The following is a 26,363-nucleotide window of genomic DNA, read 5'->3' as shown; positions in this document are numbered from 1 at the left end:
GGATGTTTTCCCCGAAAATCAAAGACGTTCGATGACGGCAACACGTTGCCCCGCGCGTACCGCTGAGCCCGGCGCCACGTGAATCTCGCCGACGGTCCCCGCACACGGAGCGCACACGGAGATTTCCATCTTCATCGACTCGATGACGAGCAGCACGTCGCCTGCCTCGACGGTATCGCCGGAGCTCACGCGCACCTGCCAGAGGCTGCCCGCAATTTCGCTGTCCACCGCTATTTCCCCATCTTTCAGCGGCGCCAGTTCCGCGCCCTCGGCAACTGGTGCATCGAAACTCTCCTGCGCCGTTCCCGCTTCGCGCCAGCGCTCGCGTTCGGCCTGAAACGCGGCTTGCTGCCGCGCGCGGAACTGCTCGATGCCAGCGGATTCGCGCGTGAGAAACGTTTGATAGTCCGCCAGCGACAATTCGGTTTCCTCGATCTTCAGCGGATATCGTCCCAGCGGAAAATCTGCGCGAATGCGCAGCAGTTCGTCGGCAGGCACTTCGTAGAAGCGGATCTGGTCGAAGAAGCGCAGCAGGTAAGGCCGCCCCGCAAAATCCGCGACTTCGCGGTAGCGGTTCCACATCTGCAGCGTGCGGCCGACGAACTGATAACCGCCTGGCCCCTCCATCCCATACACGCACAGATACGCGCCGCCGATGCCGACCGAGTTCTCCGCCGTCCACGTGCGCGCCGGGTTGTATTTGGTCGTCACCAGCCGGTGGCGCGGATCGAGCGGCGTCGCGACCGGCGCGCCGAGATACACGTCGCCGAGCCCCATCACGAGATAGCTGGCGTCGAAGACGATCTGTTTAACGGCATCAATGGAGTCGAGGTCGTTGATGCGGCGGATAAACTCGAGATTGCTCGGACACCAGGGCGCGTCCTTGCGCACCGTGGTCGTGTATTTATCGATCGCCAGCCGGCACGCGGGATCGTCCCACGACAGCGGCAGATGGACGATCCGCGACGGCGCGCGCAAATCTTTCTGCAACAGGACGTGCTGCCATGCGCGTTCGACGATCGCGAGCAACTGCGACAGAGGCAGGGTTTCAGGCTGATAGTGAATCTGCAATGAGCGGATGCCGGGTGTCAGATCGATCACGCCGGGCAGCGCCATCGCTTCGAGTGACTGCATCAGCGCATGGCCGCGAAAGCGCAATACGAGATCCAGTTCCGCCGGGCCGATTTCGAGCAGCAGATGCGTGTCGCCGGAAACACGCGCGACGAGCCGTTCGCGATCCGTACCGGTATCGAGCACGATGGGCGATGTCAGCACTGCCGCCTTCGTGAATACGGGTTTCGCGTCGAATTCGAGCGTCTGCAATTCACGCAGACGTTGACGTGCGGCCTCGCGCGCTTCATCGATCCGCACCGGCACGAAGCGCACCTTGTCACCGGCTTTCAACTGGCCGATTTGCCAAAGATCGGCCTCGATGATCGTCACGGGACAAACGAAGCCGCCAAGGCTCGGGCCATCGGGTCCGAGAATCACTGGCATGTCGCCGGTAAAATCGACGGCGCCGATCGCATACGGATTATCGTGAATGTTCGACGGATGCAGCCCGGCCTCGCCGCCGTCCTCGCGCGCCCACTCCGGCTTCGGGCCGATCAGACGCACGCCGGTGCGGCTCGAGTTGAAATGGATCTCCCATTCGGTGTCGAAAAACTGCCCGATATAACGCGGGCTGAAGTACTCCGGCGCGCCGTGCGGACCGTAAATCACACGCAGCGTACGCACGGTTTCCAATCCGGGGGCGTTGGCAAGCATCGCGCCCGCGCGTTCGTCCTGCAGCGGGTGAAGATGCAGCACATCGCCCGCACGCAGCGCGCGCCCGCCATGTCCGCCGAACTGGCCGAGCGTGAAGGTGCTGCGGCTGCCGAGATAGACCGCGACATCCAGGCCGCCGCGCACGCAGAGGTAAGCACGCGCGCCCGCGCCACGGATCGTGCCGAGCGCGAGCGTCGAACCGGCGGCGACAAACAGCGTCGTGTTCAACGGCTGTTCGATATCGTCGAGCAGCACGGACAGATGCGCACCCGTCACGGCAACGACCGCATCCGTGTTGAAGCGCAAGGTCGGCCCGCTCATGGTGACTTCGAGCGCGGCAGCGTCTGCGGCATTGCCGAGCAGCTGGTTGCCGAGGCGCAGCGCGCGGTCATCCATCGGACCCGAAGGCGGAATCCCAACGGCCCAATAGCCGAGACGGCCCGGATGATCCTGCACGGTCGTCTGCGTGCCGCCGCTGACCACCTCGATCGTGCTCGCCCGATACCTGAGTCCTTCGAGACAGCGCGTCCACGGTTCGCCCGACGCAAACGGCTGATCGTCGAGAATCTGCCGCAGATAGTCGCGGTTCGTCTCCACGCCGTAGATGCGCGTCTTCTGCAATGCGTCGTTGAGCGCAAGGCGTGCCGCGTCGCGCGTCGGCGACCATGCGATCACCTTCGCCAGCATCGGGTCGAAGTAAGGCGGCACTTCGCAGCCCGCCTCCACCCACGTATCGATGCGCAACGCGCGGCCATCGGCACGCGGAAACGCGATATCGGTCAGCAAGCCGGGGCTCGGCTTGAAATCGCGACCAGGGTCTTCGGCATAGAGCCGCGCCTGAAGCGCGTGTCCCTGCGGCTTTAACCCCGCCGCGAGGTCTCGCAACGGTGCGAGCGTGCCCGCGGCCAGTTCGATCATCCAACGCACGAGATCCACACCCCAGACCTGCTCGGTCACGCCGTGCTCGACCTGCAGACGCGTATTCACTTCGAGGAAGTAGAACCGTTGCGCGGCGCTGTCGTAGACGAACTCGACAGTGCCGGCCGAGCGGTAATTCACCGCCTTCGCGAGCCTCACGGCGGCGTCGCACAATGCGGCCGACATGCCGTCCGGCAAGCGGGGCGCGGGGGTTTCCTCGAGCACCTTCTGGTTGCGCCGCTGCACCGAGCAATCGCGCACGCCCAACGCGATCGCGTCGCCACGACCGTCGCCGAAGGTTTGCACTTCGAGATGTCGGGCACGCTCGATGTACTTTTCGAGGAACACGCCGGCATCGCTGAAGTTGTTCTGGCCAAGTCGCTTGACCACTTCGAAATGTGCGCTCAGTTCCTCGGCGCTCCAGCACACCCGCATGCCGATGCCGCCGCCGCCCGCCGTGCTTTTCAGCATCACCGGATAGCCGATCATCGCCGCCGCGCCGAGCGCCGCGGGCAGATCGTCGAGCAAGCCGGTGCCTTCGAGCATCGGCACGCCCTCTTCCGCCGCGATGGCCCGCGCCGTGTGCTTCAGGCCAAACGCGCGCAACTGCGCGGGCGTCGGTCCGATGAACGCGATGCCTGCCGCTTCGCACGCTTCGCCAAAGCTGGCGTTCTCCGACAGGAACCCATAACCCGGATGGATCGCCTGGACGTTCTCGCGGCGAGCGATCGCGAGAATCTTTTCCGTATCGAGGTAGGTGGCCGACGCTGGACCATCGCCGAGACCGTGCGCGATGGGCGCCTCGCTCACATGAAGACTCGCGCGATCCGCTTCCGCGTAGATGGCGACACCGGTGGCTTCGAGTTCGCGCAGCGTTCTGAGGATGCGGCACGCAATCGCGCCGCGATTGGCGATCAGGATTTTCTCGAACATGAGAGGGGGTCTTGATTCATGGGCGGGCCGTCCCGCCACGTGGGAATGCATGCCACGGTCGTCCGCGGCAGAGGTCCGTGTCAGCGATCTGCGCGGGTCAGTTGTTCGCGCGTGCGGGTGCAGCATCGTCCCGAGCGAACCAGCATGACGAAGTAAAGCCAGTTGCGGATACGCTTCAGTTCCATATCAGCAGCTCCGCAGGCGTCGGGTTATACGCATTGCACGGATTGTTCAATTGCGGACAGTTGGAGATCAGCACGATCACATCCATTTCCGCGCGCAATTCGACGTACTTGCCCGGCGCCGAGATGCCGTCTTCGAAGGTCAAGCCTCCTTCGGACGTTACCGGCACGTTCATGAAGAAGTTGATGTTCGCGCCGATATCCTGCTTCGACAAACGTCCGTCGTGCGCACAGGCGCGCAGGTAGTTGTCGCGGCAGCTGTGCATGTAGCGCTTTTCCAGCGCGTAGCGCACCGTGTTGCTCTCCTGCGCGCACGCGCCGCCGAGCGTATCGTGACGCCCGCAGGTATCGGCGACGATGCTCAGCATCGGCCTGCCGAGGTTCGAATACAGCACGGTGCCTGTCGTGAGGTACAGGCTTTTCTGCCGGCGCAGCGTGCGTTGCGGATCGAAGCGCTCGCGCGGATCGGCGAGACTGTAGAACAGCGTATCGACGGCCTGATTGCCTTCCAGATCGAGAATACGCAGCGTCTGCCCCGCCTTCAGTTCGTGAAGCCACGGTTCACCGGCCGCGAGTGTTTCGCGAAACACCGCCTGTTCGGGGCGTTTGTCGCTGGCTGTAAGCGTCGTTGTCATGGTGTCGGGCTCCGCTCAAAGAAAGAAGCGATCGGTATTGATGAATCCGCGCACGTTTTCTTCACATGCGGTCCGGCAAAGCTCGGCGACGTCGCGCGCCGCCTGACTCAACGCAAGCTTGACCGGCTTGGGCGCGTATTCCGGATGCGGATCGAGCGGATGCTGGATCGCGGTGAGCACGACGAGCGTGTTCATCGGCGCATACAGGTCGACGTAGTCGCCGGCCTTCGAATTGCCGGGCACGAAATTCAGCGCGCCTGCATCCGTGACATCGACACGGCTAAAGAGATTGAGCGTCATCAGCAGATCCCGGATGCCGAGCCCCCACTTGCCCATCTCGACTAGCAGATTGTCGGTGCCATTGCGATAGAACGCGTTGCGCAGTTCCTGATATCGGCCCACGCCGTAGCGTTCGTGGACTTCTTCCGCATTCGATACGCCGCCGATGCTGTCGTGCCATCCACAGGTGTCCGCCACGATCGCCGCAAGCACGCGGCCCATGTCGGAGTACAGGCAATGGCCGGCCGTGAGTTTCGCCGTGTGCTGGCACTTCAGCGTGTCGGGCAGGTTGAGCCGTTCGCTCTTCTCGTTTGCATTGACCAGCATGACGCTGACGTTCGCGCCGCCGCGCAGGTCGGTAATGCGCAACGACTGGCCGCGCTTGACGATCAGCGATGCATGTCCTCCGCCGGGGACGGTTTCTTCTAGTAGCAGATCCATGTTGTTAAGACTCCTGTCAGACCGAGACCGCTTCGACACGGGATGCGCCTTCCACCACGGCCTGGGCCATGTGGAGCGACGTCGCGCAGCCGCGGCTGTGGTCGAGCGGAATGTTGTAGGTGATGCGTGCGCCGTAGGCGCCGGGCGCTTGAGGATCGACACGAACCTTGTCGAACACCAGCATGCGGCTGCCCAGCGTGAAGCCTTCCTTCAGGTCGTGTGTGACCATGAAGATCGTCAGCTTCGATTCGCGCCACAGGCTCAGCAGCAATTCGTGCATGTCCTTGCGGATGCCGGGATCGAGCGCGCCGAACGGCTCATCGAGCAGCAGCACGCGCGGCTTCATCATCAGCGCCTGGGCAATTGCCAGGCGCTGTTGCATGCCGCCCGACAGCTGCTGCGGATATTTGTCCAACGCCGCGCCGAGGCCCACGTGTTCCAGCATCGCGGCAGCCTCGTCACGCGCCGCGCGCCGTCGCGCACCGAACAGCCGGCCCGTGAACTTCGCTCGCGGCAATTCGAGTCCCAGCATCACGTTGCGGATCACGGTGAGATGGTCGAACACCGAATAGCGCTGAAACACCACGCCGCGATGCTCATCGGGTTCGCCGGGCAACGGTTCGCCATCCAGCAGAATCTCGCCGCGCGTCGCGCGCTCCTGGCCGAGCAATAACCGCAGGAAGGTGGACTTGCCGCAGCCCGATGCGCCGACCATCGAACAGAACTCGCCCTCCTCGATGCGCAGGTTCAATCGTTCGAGCACGACCTGATCGCCGTATTCCTTCCAGACGTTGCGGACTTCGATCATCGTGCGCCTCCATACCAGGGGAACAACCATTGCGTCAGGCGGCGCAGCAGTTCGTCGATGAGCCACGCGAGCAGCGTGATCCACGCGACGTAAGGCAGGATCACGTCCATCGCGAGATAGCGGCGCACCAGAAAGATGCGGTAGCCGAGACCGTCCGTCGCAGCAATCGCTTCCGCGGCGATCAGAAAGAGCCACGCCGCGCCGAGCGACAGACGCATCGCCACCAGCAGACGCGGCAGCAGTTGCGGCAGCACGAGACGCAGAATCAGCGTCCAACTCGTTGCGCCGAGCGTCTGCGCCTTGACCCACAACTCGGTCGGGATTTCGCGGGCCCGCGAATGGAGGTCACGGATGATCATCGGGGTAATGCCGACCACGATCAGCACCACCTTCGACAATTCGTCGAGCCCGAACACGATGAACAGAATCGGCAGCACCGCGAGCGGCGGGATCATCGAGATCACCGTGATGAACGGTGAAAAGGTGGCGCTCACCAACGGAAACGATCCCGTCGCGATGGCCGCCACCAGCGCGATCACGGCGCTCACGACGAGACCGATGCCGAGCCGCCGCAAGCTCGACACCGAGTCGGCCCACAGCAGATACTCGCCCGTGCGCTTGTCCTCCGTGAACGCGACTTCCTTGATCGCCTCGCTCATCTGCGTCGCGCCCGGCAGCAGCTTGTCATCGGGATTGGCCTTCAGCCGCATCGACGACCCGGTGAAATACACCGCCATCAGCACGATGAACGGCAGCAACAGCAGCATCAAGCCGCCGCTTCGGCTGGGATGTCGATTGATGAGTCGCATGGATGCCCGCCTTGTCGAATGCGTGGGATGTCTGGCTCAGAGCTTGCCGGCCGCCGCCATTTCGACGTAGGTGGGATCGAAACGCAGCTTGACGTTGCTCTTGTTGCCGATCACGACGCCCTTGTCGAACGCCATGCCGACCACATCCGCGTTTTTGGCATCCTGTCCGAGCAGACCATGATCGAACGAGAACCGGGCAACGCGCGTCATGATCTTCGGCATGTCAGGGCTGGTGACGAAGTCGAGCGCGGCTTTCGGCGTATAGAACAGCGCGGTGGTCGACAGTTGTCCCTTGAAGCCCGCGAGATCGGTCCCCGACGCTTTGGCCATCGCACTGAGTGCGGTGTTGCTGTCGGCGTTGTTGGCGTGCATCAGCGCGACCATCTCGAACCATGCGCCGGTCAGCGCCTTGCCGAGTGCGGGGTTGTCGTGCAGCGTTCTGGTGTTGACCACCATCATGTCCATGATTTCGCCGGGGATCTGGCTGGAGTCGAAGACTTCAGTGACGTTCGGTTGCGCCTTCAGGTCAGCGAGCATCGGGTTCCACGTCACCGTGTTCTGGACGGCGGGCGTCGCGAACGCACCGGAGATGTCGGCATCGGACGTGTTCACCACCTTGAGGTCGCGCTCGCTCATATGCGCACTCTCCAGGGCGCGCGCCAGCAGGTAGTGCGACACCGAGAACTGGACCAGATTGATCTGCTTGCCCTTCAGGTCGGCAATCTGCTTGCCCTTGCCCTTGATGAGCACGCCATCGTTGCCGTTGGAATAGTCGCTGACGATCAGCGCCGTCGAATCCACGCCGCCCGAGGCCGGAATGGTGAGCGCATCCATATTGGTCATCGCGCAGCCGTCGAATTTGCCGGCGGTGTACTGATTGATGGACTCGACGTAGTCGTTCAGTTGCACGACATCGACGTTGATGCCATATTTTTTGGCCCACTTCGATACGATGCCCTGGGTCTTTGCCTGACCCCACGGCATCCAGCCGGCGTAGATGGTCCAGCAAACCTTGAAGTCCGTGCGGCCTGCGGCAAATGCGGAAGTGGAGGCGAAGGTGGCGAGAGAGACAGCGGCGATGCCGAGAAAACGAACGAGCTTGCGCATGAGGTTGACCTCGGAAGGGACGGTTAGCGACGGCAGGGAGCAGCGCGAACATCGCGTTCTCTCCCGGGCTTTTGTCCCGCCGTGTAACCTCGCCTGAGGTCGACGGCTCTCGGACCAGCGCCTGCGTGAAGCAGGCCGGAACCCTAGCCGTCCATTTCCAGATTGTGTACTGAACCGGATGATGCGCCGGCTCCTTGCCCGCCCTCTTGAGCGAGAAGCGTGCCATGCGCGAATCAGCACATTCCGGGCCATTTCAGTGGCGTTCCGCCCTGTTCAGGTGAAGGTGCGCACCTGCGCACGCCGATCCGGCACCTGATTCGTGCATTTGCCGCGGGCGTTGAACTCAGCCCATCAGTTCGCTCATTGCGGCCGCGCGAGCATCGACAACTACCGCCTCAATTCCGCGAGAATTTTCTCCGCGAGAAATTCGCAAGGCGGCCGCCTGGATCCGGTGCTACGGGCGAGCACCATTTCAAGGGCATCGATCTTTGGCAAACCGTGGGCTTGCCCGAGCAGCACGAAGTGCGGCGGCACGGCACAGCGAGCCAGCGACACAACCGCGAGCCCAGCCTCGGCCATAGAAAGCAGACCGAGCAGACTGGGGCTTTCATACGAAGTCCGGTAAGGGATCTTCGCGCGCTCGAGGCTGCGAATGGCATTTTCCCGCGCGACGCTGCCCGGCAGGAACACCGCGATCGGCAGCGGTCTCTCGCGCCAGATTTCATCGGCGCTCGGCGCCGCTGCCCACTCCATCGGCTCGAAGCGGATGAACTCGCCCGACAAACCCTTGACTCGCGTTGCGCATACCAGATCGACCGAACCGTCTTTCACCATCGGCGCAAGTGCAACGCTCGGCAAACCCACGACCTGAATTTCCACCTTCGGATAGGTCGCGGAGAATTTCTTGAGAATCGGCGGCAGCAGCGAGGAAGCGTAATCGTCGGGCACGCCGATGCTCACGCGTCCGGTCACGTCTGGCCGAACCACCGCGGCCCACGCCTCGTCACGCAACGCCAGCATGCGGCGAGCGTAAGTCAGCAGGACCTCGCCGTCCTGGGTCGGGACGACATTCCTCGGTTTGCGGACGAAAAGCGGCTTGCCCAACGCGGTTTCGAGCGTCTTGATCTGCATGCTGACCGCCGATTGCGAGCGATGCACCACTTCAGCCGCCCGGCTGATGTTGCCGGTGTCGGCCACCGCGACGATCATCGTCATGACGTCCAGGTCGAGAGCTTTCAATGCTGGTATCAGAAAAATAGATAGATTCGATCAATATTACGCGATTTTCCAGGAAATCGACATCGGGCATAGTGGCCACAAAAGGAGCCAGTCAATGAACGCCCGTACCGATTTCTCAGTGCTTGCCGTACCAGAACTGTCGTTTGCGACGATCGCATCCGGCATCTGCGTGCCGTATGTGGAGTGCGGGGAAGGCGAACCGCTGCTATTCGTACATGGGTCGCTGTGCGACTACCGCTACTGGGATGCGCAGACCGCGGCGCTGTCGCAGCATTTCCGCTGCATCACGGTGAGCCTGAGCCACTACTGGCCGGCGAGCGAGGCGTGCATCCAGGGCGAGTTCGGCTGGCAGACACACGTGGCCGAGCTGGCCGAGTTCATCGAGGCGATCGGCCTTGCGCCCGTCCATCTGGTCGGGCATTCGCGTGGCGGCTGCATCGCGTTTCATGTCGCACGCGAGCATCCGCGGCTCGTGAAATCATTGACGCTCGCGGACCCGGGCGGTCCGCTGCAGATCGAGGGGAGGCCGGATGCGTCGCTGCCTGCATCGACCAATGTGTTGCGTGCGCGCGTCGCCGAACTTATCGAAAATCAGCAGATCGACGCGGGACTGGAACTGTTCGTCGACTCGGTGAGCGCGCCCGGATCATGGCGCAGGAGCCCGCTTGCGTTTCGCACCATGGCGATCGACAACGCGGGCACGCTGCCCAAACAGCTGCGCGATCCGCTGCCCGCCTATTCCCGTGAAGCGGCGCGCGACGTGAAGTGCAGGACCTTGCTGATCGACGGCCAGAAAAGTCCACGCATGTTTCGCAACAACGTCGAGAAGCTCGCCGAATGGATCGACTATGCGGAGCGGCAGACGGTCGCCGGCGCGTCGCACGGGATGAATGTCTCGAATGCGGGTGCCTTTAACAGGCTGGTGAGCGCGTTCGCTCGCTTCTGAACATTGCTCGCCTGGCGCGCAAGCCGGAGTCACGCAGGACGCGCGAGCGGCAGGGCGCGGGTCTGCGATAACCCGCGCTAATGCTGCCCGGCGTTAAGTAATATCCAGATTTGCCGCGCCGGCGGTCCGGCAAGAATTCGCGCAAACGCACCGCGGCAGCGAATACACGTGTAGTGCTCCTCTGCCCGCGCATCCTTCACCGCCCCAACGCCATTGAGCGTGAGATGGCGGTGCGGGCTCGCCGTTGACGGCTGCCCGTAGAGGTCGGCGCACAACGCGCAAGGTTGAATCCAAAGGTCCATTCGTAGGCTGCCAACAGTTGCGACGGTCATAGTCGCCGGCTTCTAAAACTACGCGGATCGCAAGGCCAAAGCGGCGCTCACGTCGCGAGCCGATGCTCATGATACAGCCTGCCCCGATCATCGGGAGTCGCGCACGGCTGCCCAATCTCATGCTTTGCGATTGCTGTCACGGTCGATCACGACCGGGTTGCCCGACGGTTTGCTCTGTCTTAGGGTGACCTCATCCAATGCGGCGGTGCTTCGCACTGCACGGTAGTCGCATCAGACTTTTCAACCGTGAGGTTGACAGAACGTGCGCCGTCCGGCCGCGTGCGATGGCGAATGCCTGCGGGCACGGTCAGCAACTGGCCCGCCCGGAGGTTGACTGATCCATCCTCGAAGTCGACGGTAAGCACGCCTTCAACGACAAAAAATGTTTCGTCCGAGTTCGGATGCAGATGCCAGAAATACGGCCCGTTCATAACGCTCAAGTGGACGTCATGGTCATTCACGCTGGTCAGCACCTGATTTGAATAGCCTTCACGCGTGCAGCCGGCGACTGCACGAACATCTACCGGTTGGATCATGTCGTCTCCGCTGAAGTTGTAAATGACGGTTTGGGCTAATGAAAGGCAGCGCGCGTCAGTCCATCAGGACTTCGAGAATACTAAACGTTGGCCGGAAGCCAAAGGAAACACCTCAGGGAAAGGCGCGTCGCGTGGCTATCATGCGTGTTCGATATGTTTATCTGAATTTACTATTTAACCGACGCATAACCCGGTGTTAGCCTGCATGGGTCCCGCAGGCGTGGCCCATGCGCTCGCCTGCTCCGCGGCCCTCCCGCCTGGCGGGGTTGAGAGATCAACAGGAGCGAGCATGAGCGTCGAATTCATTGGCATGATCCAGCAGCGAAAGTCGTCTGAAACGCATGCGCCCAGCGGTCCCGCCATCGACGTCGATTACGTGCGCGCTTTCGCTCAGGCGCACGAAAACGCGGGATTCGACCGCATTCTGGTCCCGCATAGCTCGACGACCCCCGACGCCGCAATGACGATTTCCTACGCGGCCAGCGTCACGTCACGCGTGCACTTCATGCTTGCGCATTGCCCCGGCTTCGTGGCGCCGACGCTTGCAGCGCGGCAAATCGCGACGCTCGACCATTTCTCGGGTGGCCGTCTCGCGGTGCACTTCATCTCGGGCGGTAGCGATGAGGACCAACGCCGCGATGGCGATTATCTGGGCCACGACGAGCGCTATGCCCGCACCGAAGAATACCTTCACATCCTTCGGCGCGTGTGGACGGAGGACAAGCCGTTCGACCACGAAGGCCGTTTTTATCGCTTCGCTCAGGCGTTCTCCGAGATGAAACCGAAGCAGTCACCGCACGTACCGATCTATTTCGGCGGAGCGTCGGCTCCCGCGCTCGAAGTCGCCGGCAAACATGCCGACGTCTACGCGCTATGGGGCGAATCGAAGCAGCAGGTACTCGAACAGATCACGCGAGTGCGCGCCGAGGCCGCGAAGCACGGGCGGACCGTGCGTTTCTCGGTGTCGTTCCGCCCGATTCTCGCGCCCACCGAAAAGGCGGCGTGGGAACGGGCGGAACACATCCTCGAAGAGACGCGCCGGCTGCGCGTCCGGCAAGGCTTTTCGCTCGGCGGCCCGCAACAGAGCGAAGGTGCGCGGCGTCTGCTCGCGGCAGCGGGTGACGGGGTCCGCGCCGACGAGCGCTTGTGGACCGCGGTCGCGAGAGAAATCGGCGGCCGGTCGAATTCGACCGCGCTGGTCGGCACGCCCGCACAGGTCGCGCAAACGCTGTCCGAGTATCACGAGCTTGGGGTGACGACGTTCCTGATCCGCGGCTTCGATCCGCTCGAAGATGCGATCGACTATGGCGGAGAACTGATTCCCGCAACGCGCGAACTGACGTCGCGCGCGCGCCATGCGGCCTGACCGCAACGCGAGATCATGAGCACCCTACTGGGCGAATCTTCCACATTGCCGGTTCGCGACCCGCCGATCCGCAAGTTCTGGTTCGACGAGACCGGCCCCGCGAGAACCGTTTATTTCAGGCTATTCGAACGACACCGTCTCCGATCTCTGGGACCTCAGCAAGGAACGCCGTCTTTCATGAAGTCATATCGCGAACGAACCTACCAGGATGTGCGGGAAGCGCTGCTCACCGGACGCGAGATCGCGTTGCTCGACGTGCGCGAGGAAGATCCGCACGCGCAGAGTCATCCGCTGTTCGCCGCAAACTTCCCGCTGTCGAAGATCGAGCTGGAAGCGTACACACGTCTGCCGCGCCCGGGCATTCCCATCGTGCTGCTCGATGCGGACGAAGGATTTGCCGGGCGCGCGGCCGAGCGGCTCACCGCGCTCGGCTATACCGACGTGAGCTTGCTCAAAGACGGCCTGAAGGGCTGGACCGCGGCGGGCGGCGAAGTGTTCCGCGACGTCAACGTGCCGAGCAAGGCGTTCGGCGAATTCGTCGAGGCGCAGCGGCACACGCCGTCGTTATCGGCGCAGGCAGTCGATGCGCTGTTGCAGAACGGCGAGGATGTCGTCGTGCTCGATGCGCGCCGTTTCGACGAATATCAGACGATGAACATTCCTGGCAGCATCAGCGTGCCCGGCGCGGAACTGGTCTTGCGCGCGCGGGCCCTCGCGCCGGACGCGAAGACTCGCGTCATCGTCAATTGCGCGGGACGCACGCGCAGCATCATCGGCGCGCAATCGCTCGTCAACGCGGGCTTGCCGAATCCCGTCGCCGCGTTGCGCAACGGCACGATCGGCTGGACGCTCGCCGGGCAGACCTTGCAGCACGGCAGCAACCGCACGTTCGATATTGGCACTGGGCGCGATCCCGCGAACCACGCCGCCGCGCGCACGGCGGCGCATGCGCTCGCCGAGCGCGCGGGTGTGGGGCGCACGTCGCTCGAAGAAGCCGCGCGCTGGGCTGCCGACGCATCACGCACCACGTACCGCTTCGACGTCCGCACGCCCGCCGAGTACGAACAGGCTCACGCACCCGGATTCCAGGGTGCGCCTGGCGGCCAGCTCGTGCAGGAAACGGAGATGTTTGCGCCAGTGCGCGGCGCGCGTGTCGTGCTGTTCGACGACGATGGCGTGCGTGCCAACATGACGGCGTCGTGGCTTGCGCAGATGAACATCGACGTCTATGTGATCGAAGGCGCGTCGCCGGACCACTTGACCCAGAGCGGCGCATGGCAGGCGCCGATGCCGCAGCCCTCCGCGACGCCGTCGATCTCGCCGCAGCAGCTCGCGGCACTACTGGCGGACAAGGCGAGCCAAACGGTAGTGCTCGATTTCACGTCCAGCGCGAATCATGTCAAAGGCCATATTCCCGGCGCGCGCTGGGTGCTCCGCTCGCGTCTGACGAACGACTTCGGCGATCTGCGCGTATTGCCCGATGCAAAGCGCTATGTCGTCACGTGCGCGACCAATGCGCTTGCACCGTTCGCCGCCCCCGAGGTCGCGGCGCTGACCGGCAAGTCCGTGCAGGTACTCGAAGGCGGCACGTCCGCATGGATTCGCGCAGGATTGCCAATCGAAACGGGCGAAGCATCTCTGGCATCGCCGCGTATCGATCGCTATCGCCGGCCCTATGAAGGCACCGACAACGCGTATGAAGCGATGAATGCCTATCTGGAATGGGAATACGGGCTGGTCGCGCAGCTCGAACGCGACGGGATGCATGGCTTCTTCGTGATCTGATCCGGGCGGTGTCGGTCCACGTGTCAAACAGCGTGGACCGGCTGCGTGCCGCACCCGCGAGCGGTGTCAGGCAGCGCGAGCTTCGCTGCGCACGTGGGCGCAGCGAAAACCATCTGGCGCGTGAAACAGGATCTAACTATAAAGACCCAGCGCCGGCAAGACGAACCGGAGACCGAAGAAGCACACTGACGAGCACACCGGCAAGGCAACAGATACGGAGCCATGCCGTGGGCCAATCATGCAGGCCACAGACCAGAGGCGCAAGCCGGAGCTGAGAACGGCGGCGACTCCCCGCCTGACTTCGTTCATGATCGTTCCACCACGACTTCGAGGTATTCACTCGGCAGAACGAGCGTCGCGTCGCCCGACCGGTTGCGGCTCCCGATCAGTGCCATCAGATCGCTGAAGAGCGCCGCCTGCCGCTCGCCGTCGAGTGCGGCAAACGCCTTGTTCATCGGCCCATAGTAGGTTCGGAACACTTCCATGAAGTGCGCCGGCGATCGATAGCGAAACGTGAAATGACGGCCAGTCGCGACGATCTGTTGGGCGTTGCCGTCGAAGAGTGCTTGCAGCCGCTCCTTCGTTCCCCAGAGCGCTGGTGACATCACGCCCGCGGGCGGCGTGACGTACTTGCCGATCGTCTTGAATAACTGCCCGATGAAGCTCTCCGGCGTCCAGTTTGCGAGACCGATCCGGCCGCCTGGCTTGCAAACACGTGCAAGCTCGGCCGCCGCCTTCTCCTGATTCGAAGTGAACATGACGCCGAATGTCGACATCACGACGTCGAACGAAGCATCCGCATAGGGCAGCGCTTCAGCGTCCGCTTCCTGGAACAGCACCGCAAGCCCTTCTGCCTGCGCACGGGCACGACCGGACTCAAGCAGTGAGGCGACGTAGTCGGTGGAGGTGACGTCGCACCAGCGGCGCGCGGCGGCAAGCGTCGCGTTGCCGTTGCCCGCGGCAACGTCGAGCACGCGACTGCCGGCACGCAAGTCGAGCGCTTCGCAAAGGTTCTCTCCCACAATCTGCAGCGTGGTGCCGACGACGGCATAGTTGCCCGTCGACCAGGCAGCCTGTTGACGAATCTTGACGGCAGCCAAGTCTGCAACAGGCGAGAAAGAGGAATCGACAGCGGACATAAAGAACTCCTGGGAGGCAAACGGGCACCGATGCAGGAACGCACGGATTGGCTGCCCGTTCTGGGGACGCCGCTAAATCGCACCGCAAGCCTGCCCGCGCGACGATCGGGCAACTATCGGCCCGTTCCACAGCGCGTTGTCGTGGACTGGCATGGGTCCTAGTATCGGGGCGCAAGCCGTATTGATGAATGACCAGGCGTCCATATTTTTTGCGCAGGACGCCGAAATTGATGGGCGATTTCAAGGATGCTCTTTCGGACGTCCTTCGCCTCGTGCGCTTGGGCGGGGCGGTTTATCTAAACGCCGACTTCACTGCGCCCCGTTGTTTCGTCGAACGACTTCTCCAATCTCCCGATTCGCGAAAGTCGATATTCCTTCGGCCGCCGCTCACAGTTCCTGGCTGGTCGGCCTGAACAGGATTTCATTCATATCGACATCATCCGGCTGGCTCATGGCGAACGCGACCACGCGCGCGAAGGACTCCGCCGGAATCGCAAATTGCTCATAGAACTCGTGGATACCTTTTGCAACGTCGGGTTCAGTGATGCTATTGGGCAATTCAGTGGCGACGGCTCCGGGCGAGACGATCGTAGTACGGATGTTGTAGGGCTTCACTTCCTGTCGCAGTCCCTCGGACAGCATGCGCACCGCGGCCTTGGTCGCGGCGTAGACCGCGCTGCCCGGACGCACCTTGTGACCGGCTACCGACGACACGTTGATGATGTGTCCGCTCTTCTGTGCTTTCATATGCGGCAGCGCTGCGGCAATACCGTAGAGAACGCCCTTCAGGTTCACATCGATCATGCGATCCCAGTCTTCGATCTTGCCGCGCTCGAGCAAGGAATGGGGCATCAGTCCCGCATTGTTGAGCATGACGTCGACCCGGCCGTAGGTCCTGACCGCCGTGTCGACAAGATGTTTGACCTGAGCGGCATCGGTGACATCGGTGGCCACTGCCAGCGCGGCCCCGCCATTCGCGATGATGCTCGCGGCCAGTTCGTCGATCCGTTCGACGCGCCGCGCGCCCAACACGACCACTGCACCCTGCGAAGCAAGCAGGCGCGCCGTGGCTTCACCCAAACCACTGCTCGCGCCAGTGATGACGACAACCTTGTCCTTGATGTTTTGCGTCATGATCCAGTCACCTTCTTTCTGTGGAATAAAGCTGAGTCGCGTCGAGACATTGGCAATTAACCCGCGTGACTCCGTCGAGAGACTTCAATTCTAAGCGCGGCACGCGCGCTCGATAAGTCCGATAAAGTGCATGGCCTTATGTGGGCGATTCACAAATTCCGCACCCGAGCGCATTCGTGCGGTGGCCGAGGCGTCGCTCAAACGTCTGAAAACCGATCGCATCGACCTGTTCTATCAGCATCGGGTCGATCCGGACGTGCCGCTCGAAGACGTGGCCGGCGCCGTCAAGGATCTGATCGCGCAAGGCAAGGTCAAGCACTTCGGCATGTCCGAAGCCGGGGCGCAGTCGATCCGCCGCGCGCACGCCGTCCAGCCCGTGGCCGCATTGCAAAGCGAGTATTCGCTATGGTGGCGCGAGCCGGAAGAGAGCGTGCTGCCAACGCTGAAAGAACTCGGCATCGGCTTCGTTCCGTTTAGCCCGCTGGGTAAAGGCTTTCTGACCGGCGCAATCGACGCGAACACGTCGTTCGACAAGACCGATTTCCGCAACGTCGTCCCGCGCTTTTCCGAGGAAAACCGCAAGGCCACTGCAGGTCTGGTCGACGTGCTCGGCAAAATTGCTGATGCCAAAGGCGCCACGCGCGCGCAGATCGCGCTGGCCTGGCTGCTCGCGCAAAACCCGTGGATCGTGCCGATTCCGGGCACCACCAAGCTGCATCGGCTGGAAGAAAACGTCGGTGCGGCCGCGCTCGAATTGTCGGCTGACGATCTATCTGCGATCGAGGCGGCACTGAAGCAGATCAAGGTCGTTGGCGATCGCTATCCGGCTCACCTGCAGCAGCGCGTCGACCGCTAACGCATTGAGTGCAGACCATTGCGGTTCCGCCCGTACAGCCACGCTGCGGCATCGGCGGACCGCTATTGGCCCGACAAGAATGACCGAACCGAAACCCAGGACCATGTCGTTGAGCGATCCATCTTCCAGCCCGGCGGGAACATATTCCGGTGCTGCGCCCGCGAGCACGACGAACGCTCGCGCCAGTGCCGACGTGCGCGACGCCGCCGGGGAGCACGGTCCGCGCATCCTCGCAATTCTGAGCCTGCTAATGGCTTTTGCGTCGATTTCCACGGACCTGTACCTGCCCGCGCTTCCCGCGATGGCGCTCGCACTGCATGCCGACGCCGGTGCAGTCGAGCTGACGATTTCCGGCTACCTGATCGGCTTCAGTCTGGGTCAACTGTGGTGGGGTCCGGTTGGGGACCGCGACGGCCGCCGCCTGCCGATTGCGATCGGGCTAGTGCTGTTCGTGATCGGCTCAGCCGGCTGCGCCATGTCGACCAGTGCAGCGATGCTGGTCGGCTGGCGCATCGTGCAAGCCGTGGGCGCGTGCGCCAGCGTCGTCCTTGCCCGCGCGATGGTGCGCGATCTCTACACCGGCCACCGCGCGGCGCGGATGATGTCCACGTTGATGACGGTCATGGCGATCGCGCCGCTACTCGGACCGAGCGTGGGCGGACTGATCCTCCACGTCGCGTCGTGGCGCGCGATTTTCTGGGTACTTGTCGGTGTCGGCATCGCGACGCTGGCCGCGCTGCGCGCGTTGCCCGAAACACTACCCGCGGCGCGCCGCAACCCACAACCGCTCGGGCGCGCACTGGCCACCTACGCCGAGTTGCTGCGGCATCGCGGGGTGCTTGGCTATGCGGGCGTCGGAGGCTTTTTCTACGGCGCGATCTATGCGTATATCGCGGGCACGCCGTTCGCGTACATCACCTATCACCACGTGTCGCCGCAGTTCTATGGCGTGCTGTTCGCGGCGGGCATCGTCGGCATCATGGTCACGAATCAACTCAATGCGCGAATGGTGCGCCGCTTTGGCAGCGATCGGCTGATGCGTGCCGGCGCATTCGGCGCGGCGATCGCCGGCGTGTTGCTGGCCATCGCTGCATGGACCGATTGGGGCGGCCTGCTCGGCCTCGTGGTCCCGCTCTTCGGGTTCGTCTCAGCGACAGGCTTTATCGTCGCCAATGCGATTGCTGGCGCGCTCGGCGCTTTTCCCGCGCGCGCGGGCGCCATGTCGGCGCTCATCGGTGCGAGCCAGTACGGACCGGTATCCTCGGATCAGCCCTCGTCGGCTTCTTCGCTGATGGCACGCCCCGGCCGATGGGCGCCGTCATCGCGCTGATGAGTATCGGCAGCTTGCTATGCGCCACCCTTCTCAAACCCTCTTCCGCTGCGATTTCCAACGACGCCGTGGCGATCGAATGATAAGAGAGAATCACGGCGTTTGCAGCGTCCCGTCTTTCAATCTCGTCTGTGTCCAGGTCGTGACGCTGTTCTCGCACGGATACTTCGCCGCCTCCGCTTCGTTGATGTCCACGCCGAGCCCGGGCTTGTCATTGGCATAGACGTAGCCGTCCCGGAACTCGGGAAGTCCCGGGAATACGTCGAGCAATGCGGCCCTCGGCCCTTTGAGATCCTGAATCACGAAGTTGGGCGGCTCGGTGCCGGACCATTCCTGCACACCGAAATTGCGCGAGGCCAGATCAATGTGGATGTTCGCCGCGTGGGCCAGCGGCGACATGTCGCCCGGACCGTGCCACGCCGTCCTCACACCGAACTGCTCGGCGAATATCTGCAGCTTTCGCCCCGCCGTGATGCCGCCGATCTGGCTCAGGTGCACGCGGATGTAATCGACCAGTCGTTCGGTGAGCAGAAAGCGCCATTCATACGGATTGTTGAACAGCTCGCCTTGAGCCAACGGCGTGGTCGTCTTCGCGCGCAGCTGCCGCATCCATTCGCCCTCCTCCAGCGGGATTGCGTCTTCGAGAAAGAACAGATCGTACTGCTCCAATTCGCACGCGAAGCGAATCGCTTCGACCGGTTTCAGACGTTCATGCACGTCGTGACACAAGGCGACGTCGAAGCCGATCTTGCTGCGAATGCCGTCGAACAGTTTGAGCGTCTCGCGCATGTACTTCCTGCTGTCGAGATACACGCCATCCGCCGAACCTGACGGCGCATTCGAAGGCGCCTTGCCATAGCCGCCCCCGCCATAGCCCCCGCTCTGACAGCGAATATGCGTGATACCCTGCTCGCGATACTTCTGGATGTTCTCGCAAAGCTCGTTGAGATCGCGCCCATCGGCATGCCGGTAAATCGGCACACCTTCACGGCACTTGCCGCCGAACAACTGATACAACGGCATATTCGCCAGCTTGCCCTTGATATCCCACAGCGCCATGTCGACGCCGGAGATCGCGTTGTTCTCGATCGGCCCGTTACGCCAGTACGCGTTCTGATGCATGAGTTGCCATAGCTCCTCGATTGCCTCGGCGTCACGGCCGAGTAGCAGCGGCCGCAGATACTCCTCGATGAGGCACGTCACGGCGAGGTGCCGGTAGGCAAACGTTGCGCATCCGAGGCCGACCAGACCCGGCTGATCCGTCTCCACCTTCACGACGATCAGATTGATGCCTTCCGGCGCGGTCAGGATGACCTTTACATCGGTAATCAGGGTTGCCATTTTCAGCCTGCCAAAATCAAAACGAGAAAAACTAAGCCGCTCAAGTAGAGCTTCACGTGCGATGCAGCGACAGCGGCGCTTCACGCTTCGCGCGCTGATCGGAATGCGCTGGCACGGTTATCATCAGGATCACGGAGAGCAGCAAGCCGCCCGCCATAAAGATGTACGAGGCCGCCGGACTGCCGGTCACGCCGTTCAGATAGCCCACCACCCACGAACCCGCGAACGCACCCAACGCACCGCATGCATTGATCAGGCCGATCGCGCCGCCCAGCACGTTGCTCGGAATCAGCTCGGGCACCAACGCGAAGAACGGGCCATACGGCGCATACATGCTTGCGCCTGCCACGACCAGCAGCGCGAACGAGATCCAGAAATGCGAGCCGCCGATCAGGTACGAGGCGACGAACGCGATGGTCCCGGCAAGCAGCAATGGCCACACGAACAGTTTGCGGTTGCGCGTCTTGTCCGAGAGCCACGACGCGAGCACCATCAGAATGATTGCGGCGAGATAGGGCACTGCCGCGAGCCAGCCGACCGAGACGATATCGATCGTCGACGCCGCCTTGAGAATCGACGGCAGCCACATGATGAAGCCGTACACGCCGATGCTCCACAGCGCGTGAATCGCGCAGAACTTCATCACGATCGACGAACGGAACGCCGACTTGTAGTCGCGCACAGGGGCAATATGAGCCTGCTCGGCCTTCAGACGTCCGTCGAGTTCGACCTTTTCCGCGTCACTCATCCAGGGGGCGTCGGACGGACGATCTTTCACCGTGAACCACCACACCACTGCCCAGACCAGCGCGGGTGCCCCTTCGAAGACGAACATCTCGCGCCAGCCAAAGCTGCGCACCAGATAACCCGACACCACCGACATCCACAGCACCGTCACCGGGTTGCCGAGAATCAGGAACGTGTTGGCGCGCGAACGCTCGCTGCGCGTGAACCACCGGCTGATGTACATGAGCATCGACGGCATCACGGCGGCCTCCACGACGCCAAGGATGAATCGCAGCGCCATCAGCATCGGAATGTTGCTGACCATGCCGGTAGCCGCGGCGCACACACCCCACAGAATCAGGCTGAAGAAGATCAGTTTCTTGACGCTGTTGCGCTGCGCGTAGATCGCCCCGGGCACCTGAAACAGGCAGTAGCCGAGAAAGAACAGCGAACCGATCAGCGACGACGTGCCGTGCGTGATGCCGAGGTCCCTGTCGATCCCGGCCGCAGCGGCAAACCCGTAGTTCGCGCGGTCGAGATAGGCGAGGCTGTATGTGATGAAGATGATAGGCATCAGATACCACCATCTTTGGGGTGCTACGGGCTTGACGCTTTCCATGATGTCTCCGGATCGGTACGGCTCATACAACGATTGACCAGCGCGAGTCGTTTGATTGTTCTGTTGTACCCGCGTGGACCTGCATCTAGAACGGCTTCAAAGTACGGCGAGCCAGCCGCCGTCCACGTAAATGATCTGACCGTTCACATAACTCGAGGCGGGCGACGCGAGATACACCGCCGTGCCGACGAGTTCATCCGGTGTGCCCCAGCGCTGCGATGGGTTGCTGCTTTTCACCCACGCATCGAACGACGCGTTCTCGATCAGCGGCTTGTTCATGTCGGTCAGGATGTAGCCCGGACCAATCGCATTCGCCTGGATGTTCGAGACCGCCCATTCGGCGCTCATTGCGCGGGTCAGCATCTTGATGCCGCCCTTGGCCGCCGTGTACGCGCCGACTGTCGCCCGCCCCGCTTCGCTCGTGAGCGAGCCGATGTTGATGATCTTGCCGCCCGTGCCGCGCGCGATCATGCGGCGCGCGGCCTGCTTCGCGACGATGAACGCGCTGGTCAGGTTGGTGTCGATCACGCGCTGCCAGTCGCTCAGTTCGAGATCGACGAGCGGCTTGCGGAACTGGATGCCGGCGTTATTCACGACGATGTCGATTTGCACGCCGTCTTTGTCCCACTGCGCGAAGGCCTCGGCGACAGCCGCTTCGTCGGTAACGTCGAAGGCGCGGCCCTGCGCCTGGTAGCCCAGGCTGGCCAGCTTGCTGACCGATTCGGCGACCGTATCCGCGCGGGTACCGTTGAGCACGACGCTGGCGCCCGCCGCCGCCAATCCCTCGGCCAACGCGTAGCCGATACCGCGTGCCGAGCCGGTGACAAGCGCCGTGCGGCCGCTCAGATCGAATAGATGGGTCATGACGGGTCCTCTGTGTGATCAGGGAAACGGCGCGAGTGCGCCCATCGCGACGGCTCCGCGCGTCGCGTTTCAAGTGGCTTGGATCCGCTGCTGGCGAAACCGGACTGTGTCAGGCCGGCTGATCGTTGACGGTGCTGTTCAACGCGGCGCGGTCCTCGAAATCCTGCTCCGCGCGCTTGATCAGCGTCAGCACGGCCTGTTCGGCGGCTTCCGGGTCGCCCTGCTCGATGGCAACGCACAACGCCTCGTGCATCGGCAGCGAACGGGCCGGGCCGCCCGCGATTTCGGAACTGAGTTCGAAGCTCGTGCGCAGGATCGCCGACAGCGCGTTCTGCATCTGCTGGACGAACTGGTTGTGACAGGCGGCAAGGATGGCGCCGTGAAAGGCGAGGTCAGCGGGGACATATTCGCCGTGGCCGGCCACCGCACGCTCCATCGCCTTGAACGCTCGCCGCACGGCGACGCGATCTTCCGGCGTCGCGCGTTTCGCGGCGAGCCTGGCTGCGTTCGGCTCGATGATCAGGCGCAACTCCATCAGATCTTCGATGAGACCCGGTTCGACCGAACCGGCGCGCGCGCGCCAGGTGATCACGTCGGGATCGAACAGTTGCCATTGCGCGCGTGGCAGCACGATCGTGCCGTAACGGCGACGCACCTGCAGCATGCCCTTGGCCGAGAGCGACTTCATCGTCTCGCGGATAGTGATGCGGCTCACCTGCATCTGCTCGGCGAGGATTGGCTCGGCCGGCAGGATGTCACCGGGCATGAATTTGCCTGAACAGATCTGCTCACCCAGCTGATTCAGGACCTGCCTGTGTAGCGTTGCCACGATTTGCTCTCTAGGTCATACGTATGATGTAGAGCCTATGCGCGAAGAGGAGCTTGCGCAACCAGGGTTGACCCTCGGGGAAGGCTGTGAGGACGGAGAAAGCACAGGGGCGGCGCATTCCCCGGGGCTCAATCCCAGTGAATGCGACGAGCTTCTATCATCCAGCTCGATATGTTTGCATGGGCACCCGTGAGCCTGTAACACGGTTCGCGCTCGGCGACGCGAGCATGCCGCATGTGCAACATGTCGACGAGTGGAATCGTGCCTGATTCGATTGAGATCAGTGCGGCCTCGACAACCTGGTGGGTTGTCCTGTTTCGGTCAAGCTCATTGCAGCGTGGCGAGCGCAGCCCGGATGCGCATGCCTTGGTCTTCGGAGATGAGCCTATGAAGCACTTCCCCGAAATGGGGATGACGTACACCCGAATGGATGTATTGCCACCGGTAAGCCTCCAGGAAATTCGCTTCGACCGACTGAAGTTCCACCTCGTCGACTGCCCGGCCACAGTTCGCCACGAAATAGTGCGCATCGGCTGTGGCTTGCGCCTGCAAAATGCCGTCGATTGCGGCGACCAGATCGATGAACTCGTCGACAGCCTTGTCGCGTTCGCCGGGCGTCAAAGTGGCGTCGTGACGCTCCCATTCGAGCTCGTCGAGGATGGCGTGCTGGCTCTCCTCCTTCCAGTGGTAGAGGAATACGTTCCTGAACAGTTCGGATAACTGATCGTCTGGATTGATGCTCTGACGATAGTGGAGCTGCGTGAAGAGTTCGATATGCAGCGTCATCGCCAGTACGGCCCAGGTGCTCTTTCCGAGAACCACAGCGGCAATGGCGTCAGGGTCGACATCGAAGCAATATCCAGCGGGCAGCGTTTCACCGATCATTGCGTCGATGCGGCGAAACAGTGCCTGATGCTTGAGCTCCTCGTCGCTGAATCGGACCAGTGCCTCAAGTGCCACCTGATCGCCGAGCCAGTAATCGCGGCTGACTTCAAGCACCTTTGCGTTGATGAAACGTTCGACCAGTCCGAACACATTGGCATATGTGCGTCCCTGAATCTGACTGATAAACCGCTTCTCGCTCCCGGAGAGGGTGAAGAAATTCGGCGCCAGTGAGAGGCCGTCGGGCAGATACTTCTGTGACGTGTCGAAAGTGCGGCCTCCAATCACGTCACGGTCGATATCCCAACTGACCATCTTTGAAGCCCGAATGCACCGGGCGTAACGATCGCGGTTGGAAAGTCGCAATACTGCGTTCATAGCCATTCTCCCAATATGGACCGCTGCGCGGTCGAGCTGTGCGTGTTCATCTCCCGGTCAGAACCAGATGGCTGATCTGGCATTCCGGTACGCTCAATGTACGATTGGGAGGCGAGAGGTTCTATGATCGGGCCGCCGGACGATATGACCGGAACGCCGGGTTAGTTTTGACGCGTGTGAATGAGCGCTGCGTCGAGCATGCCGCGACGCGCGCTAGCGATTTGATTCGGCCAATTGGCGCAATGAACCAACGATCGGTTCAGGCGCTCGCCCCATGTTATTCATGGCACCGTCGGGCATGGGAGCCGATGTCACAGAACCAGTGGTGACGTGATGCCGCTCGCGCTGCGCGAAACCTGCTCAGAAGCGGGAGCGCCGTCCATCTTTCCCTCGCTCCTGCGCCAGCTTGCCGGCGGCATTCCAAATTCCCGTCTGAAGGCTCGACTGAATGCCGCCTCCGACTCGTAACCGACCTGCTCCGCTACGGCCGCCAGTGATTTACTGCCGACCCGCAGTTCGCGCGCCGCAATCTGCATGCGCCAACGCGCCAGATACTGCATTGGCGGTTGACCGAGAATATCGGTGAAGCGCTGAGCCAACGCTGAGCGCGACAACCCCACCTTGCGCGCAAGCTCATCGACGGTCCAGGGGTGGACCGATTGAGCATGCAGCAAAGAAAGCGCACGCCCCACATAGCGATCGCGCACGCCGGCGAGCCATCCTGTCTGGTCCGCAGGTAACGCTTCAATACAGCTACGCACCGCCTCGACGAACAGGAGTTCGGACAGTCTGGCGAGCACGATCGTCCCGCCCGCACGCGAATCCGCCGCCTCGGCAGCCGCAAACTTTAGAGAGGACTCAAGCCATGCCGCACGCGGATCCTGACGCATATCGATCTTGAAGAGTCGCGGCAGCGATGAGAGCAGCGGGTTGCTCAGAGTATCGTCACAGGCGAGAAAGCCACATACGATGCGAGTCGCCGCGCCACCGCCTCCGTAGGACAGCGTCATCACCTCACCAGGTGCTGCCGCCATCGGACCGGCTAATACCGACTCCGACGGCGTGGGCGGAAGATCCAAGGCACTGCCCATCACATGCGTTTCACCTTGCGGCACCACCAGCAGTTCGCCGGCATTGAGATGAATAGCCGAACGGGGGTCGTCTGCCAACTTCGCCCAGCAACTCCCTTCTATGATCAGATGATATGAGACTACGCGTTCCGAACGGGGCAAATAGGCCCCGCACAGCGTAGCATCCGTGCGGCCGATCAAGCACCACGGTGCCGCGAAGGTCCCATTCAGAAACACCGCGCCGCTTAAGCGCACGGCGCGCAGTACGTCAGAAACTGCATCCATGACCAACTCGCGTGAAATGCGACTTTCCCCGACAAGGAACCGCGGTGACGGTCATTCGTCACATGGCCGCGCGGTACATGTTATACCCGCTGCGGCAGTCTATGACAAATCCATTACTGATGCTTTCACTCCGCTACCTGATGCGCGAGGCGTTCTACTGACACTCGTTAGCGAACGTGTCTTGCCCGCATGGTTTCATGCGTCAGGCATTTGAGTGCGTACGCGCCGCTGCACGATGCAGCTGCGTGCAAGTACGTCGCGCGCTTTTGCAGGAGTACCGGGCAATGTTTCTGGACGCCCGGCAATGGCCAGGCGAACCATCGGCAAGACCTGGACGATCGGGCAATAAACGTCGACGCGCGGGCAGGACGACAACCGGGCGCGAGAGGCAAAGTTCGTCACAGGACGGGACGTGACGGATCAACGTCAACCGTCCTTCGCGGCGAGATCTTTGATGGTTTTCGCAAGCCCGCTGCGCCACCTGATTTGCACAGATCGGTTCGCGTGCAGTGACCTACCGATTCGGGCAAACGACATTGCGTGAGATGTCTATGAAACGCCTGATAAGCCGTGCGATGTACCACCCGCTCATTGCGCTATCTATGTTCTATTTGACGGACCTGATGTACAACGTCGACTACAACGTCTCCGGCGCTCTGTTCGTTCTGGCAGCGAAATCTATGTCCCGTGTCTTGACCCTGTTCAACAAAGGCTAGTGTCGTACGGAAGTTCCGAGCAGCGATCAGCAGCTCAAGTAGAAAGCTGCGATAAGTGGCTCCTTCCGGGAAGATCGAAATACCGCTCCGGATTGCGATATCTCCTTTGCC

20 protein-coding genes, 2 pseudogenes and 1 riboswitch are annotated in these 26,363 nt (G+C 62.3%); of the genes and pseudogenes, 6 read left to right on the top strand and 16 right to left on the bottom strand.

Annotated features, from left to right (window positions below; genetic code table 11):
• Positions 1-18: 18 nt before the first annotated feature.
• From uca to PQR02_RS02435, 7 genes are all read right to left on the bottom strand, one after another.
• Positions 19-3,618, bottom strand: coding sequence for an urea carboxylase (gene uca, locus PQR02_RS02465; RefSeq protein ID WP_408224913.1), 3,600 nt, complete (start codon positions 3,616-3,618; stop codon positions 19-21).
• A 175-nt stretch (positions 3,619-3,793) separates the two neighbouring features.
• Positions 3,794-4,435 (bottom strand): urea amidolyase associated protein UAAP2, encoded by a 642-nt coding sequence (locus PQR02_RS02460; protein ID WP_408224910.1) that lies wholly within the window; start codon positions 4,433-4,435, stop codon positions 3,794-3,796.
• Between the two features lie 15 nt (positions 4,436-4,450).
• Entirely contained in the window at positions 4,451-5,155 is a 705-nt protein-coding gene (locus tag PQR02_RS02455; RefSeq protein WP_408224907.1) for an urea amidolyase associated protein UAAP1, read from the bottom strand.
• Between the two features lie 16 nt (positions 5,156-5,171).
• Positions 5,172-5,963: an ABC transporter ATP-binding protein gene (locus PQR02_RS02450; RefSeq protein ID WP_408224904.1), complete on the bottom strand. Its 792-nt coding sequence runs from the start codon at positions 5,961-5,963 to the stop codon at positions 5,172-5,174.
• Entirely contained in the window at positions 5,960-6,772 is an 813-nt protein-coding gene (locus PQR02_RS02445) for an ABC transporter permease (protein ID WP_408224901.1), read from the bottom strand. The genes PQR02_RS02450 and PQR02_RS02445 overlap by 4 nt, the downstream gene beginning before the upstream one ends.
• Before the next feature lie 36 nt (positions 6,773-6,808).
• The gene (locus PQR02_RS02440; RefSeq protein ID WP_408224898.1) at positions 6,809-7,879 is read right to left on the bottom strand and encodes a putative urea ABC transporter substrate-binding protein; all 1,071 of its coding nucleotides are present in this window, start codon (positions 7,877-7,879) and stop codon (positions 6,809-6,811) included.
• Positions 7,880-7,937: 58 nt separating this feature from the next.
• Positions 7,938-8,037: riboswitch (guanidine-I (ykkC/yxkD leader) on the bottom strand.
• A 229-nt stretch (positions 8,038-8,266) separates the two neighbouring features.
• Positions 8,267-9,088: a LysR substrate-binding domain-containing protein gene (locus PQR02_RS02435; protein ID WP_408225216.1), complete on the bottom strand. Its 822-nt coding sequence runs from the start codon at positions 9,086-9,088 to the stop codon at positions 8,267-8,269.
• 124 nt (positions 9,089-9,212) lie between these two features.
• On the opposite strand from PQR02_RS02435, the gene PQR02_RS02430 reads away from it, so the two are divergent.
• Positions 9,213-10,064 (top strand): alpha/beta fold hydrolase, encoded by an 852-nt coding sequence (locus tag PQR02_RS02430; protein ID WP_408224895.1) that lies wholly within the window; start codon positions 9,213-9,215, stop codon positions 10,062-10,064.
• 511 nt (positions 10,065-10,575) lie between these two features.
• On the opposite strand, the gene PQR02_RS02425 is transcribed toward PQR02_RS02430, so the two are convergent.
• Complete coding sequence (locus PQR02_RS02425; protein ID WP_408224892.1) at positions 10,576-10,932, bottom strand: cupin domain-containing protein; 357 nt, start codon at positions 10,930-10,932, stop codon at positions 10,576-10,578.
• Between the two features lie 289 nt (positions 10,933-11,221).
• Between PQR02_RS02425 and PQR02_RS02420 the strand changes: the two genes are divergently transcribed.
• On the top strand, positions 11,222-12,298 hold the full coding sequence (locus PQR02_RS02420) for an LLM class flavin-dependent oxidoreductase (RefSeq protein ID WP_408224889.1): 1,077 nt from the start codon (positions 11,222-11,224) through the stop codon (positions 12,296-12,298).
• 177 nt (positions 12,299-12,475) lie between these two features.
• Complete coding sequence (locus PQR02_RS02415) at positions 12,476-14,083, top strand: rhodanese homology domain-containing protein (RefSeq protein ID WP_408224886.1); 1,608 nt, start codon at positions 12,476-12,478, stop codon at positions 14,081-14,083.
• A gap of 305 nt (positions 14,084-14,388) precedes the next feature.
• Here PQR02_RS02415 and PQR02_RS02410 read toward each other — a convergent pair whose 3' ends face one another.
• Both PQR02_RS02410 and PQR02_RS02405 read right to left on the bottom strand, forming a co-directional pair.
• A complete protein-coding gene (locus tag PQR02_RS02410) occupies positions 14,389-15,222 on the bottom strand; it encodes a class I SAM-dependent methyltransferase (protein WP_408224883.1) in 834 nt (277 codons plus the stop codon).
• A 387-nt stretch (positions 15,223-15,609) separates the two neighbouring features.
• Positions 15,610-16,356: an SDR family oxidoreductase gene (locus PQR02_RS02405; protein ID WP_408224880.1), complete on the bottom strand. Its 747-nt coding sequence runs from the start codon at positions 16,354-16,356 to the stop codon at positions 15,610-15,612.
• 151 nt (positions 16,357-16,507) lie between these two features.
• Here PQR02_RS02405 and PQR02_RS02400 point away from each other — a divergent pair.
• Both PQR02_RS02400 and PQR02_RS02395 read left to right on the top strand, forming a co-directional pair.
• Positions 16,508-17,212 (top strand): annotated as a pseudogene (locus PQR02_RS02400) (aldo/keto reductase); the annotation flags it as partial.
• 250 nt (positions 17,213-17,462) lie between these two features.
• Positions 17,463-18,625, top strand: a pseudogene (locus PQR02_RS02395) (multidrug effflux MFS transporter).
• A gap of 10 nt (positions 18,626-18,635) precedes the next feature.
• Here the strand turns inward: PQR02_RS02395 and PQR02_RS02390 are convergent.
• The 6 genes from PQR02_RS02390 to PQR02_RS02365 form a co-directional block, all read right to left on the bottom strand.
• Positions 18,636-19,883, bottom strand: coding sequence for an enolase C-terminal domain-like protein (locus PQR02_RS02390; RefSeq protein ID WP_408224874.1), 1,248 nt, complete (start codon positions 19,881-19,883; stop codon positions 18,636-18,638).
• A gap of 52 nt (positions 19,884-19,935) precedes the next feature.
• The gene (locus tag PQR02_RS02385; protein WP_408224871.1) at positions 19,936-21,228 is read right to left on the bottom strand and encodes an MFS transporter; all 1,293 of its coding nucleotides are present in this window, start codon (positions 21,226-21,228) and stop codon (positions 19,936-19,938) included.
• A gap of 96 nt (positions 21,229-21,324) precedes the next feature.
• Positions 21,325-22,092 (bottom strand): SDR family oxidoreductase, encoded by a 768-nt coding sequence (locus tag PQR02_RS02380; RefSeq protein WP_408224868.1) that lies wholly within the window; start codon positions 22,090-22,092, stop codon positions 21,325-21,327.
• A 109-nt stretch (positions 22,093-22,201) separates the two neighbouring features.
• The gene (locus tag PQR02_RS02375; RefSeq protein WP_408224865.1) at positions 22,202-22,921 is read right to left on the bottom strand and encodes a FadR/GntR family transcriptional regulator; all 720 of its coding nucleotides are present in this window, start codon (positions 22,919-22,921) and stop codon (positions 22,202-22,204) included.
• Positions 22,922-23,248: 327 nt separating this feature from the next.
• Positions 23,249-24,181, bottom strand: coding sequence for a hypothetical protein (locus tag PQR02_RS02370; protein ID WP_408224862.1), 933 nt, complete (start codon positions 24,179-24,181; stop codon positions 23,249-23,251).
• Positions 24,182-24,492: 311 nt separating this feature from the next.
• Positions 24,493-25,536 (bottom strand): AraC family transcriptional regulator, encoded by a 1,044-nt coding sequence (locus PQR02_RS02365; RefSeq protein ID WP_408224859.1) that lies wholly within the window; start codon positions 25,534-25,536, stop codon positions 24,493-24,495.
• Positions 25,537-26,087: 551 nt separating this feature from the next.
• Between PQR02_RS02365 and PQR02_RS02360 the strand changes: the two genes are divergently transcribed.
• Complete coding sequence (locus tag PQR02_RS02360; protein WP_408224856.1) at positions 26,088-26,252, top strand: hypothetical protein; 165 nt, start codon at positions 26,088-26,090, stop codon at positions 26,250-26,252.
• Positions 26,253-26,363 lie beyond the last annotated feature (111 nt).

Origin of the sequence: Paraburkholderia sediminicola (genome assembly GCF_046026895.1) — a bacterium.
GTDB classification, from domain to species: domain Bacteria; phylum Pseudomonadota; class Gammaproteobacteria; order Burkholderiales; family Burkholderiaceae; genus Paraburkholderia; species Paraburkholderia sediminicola_C.
The sequence above is the reverse complement of the archived record's forward strand: the minus strand, read 5'-3'. Positions and strand labels throughout refer to the sequence as shown.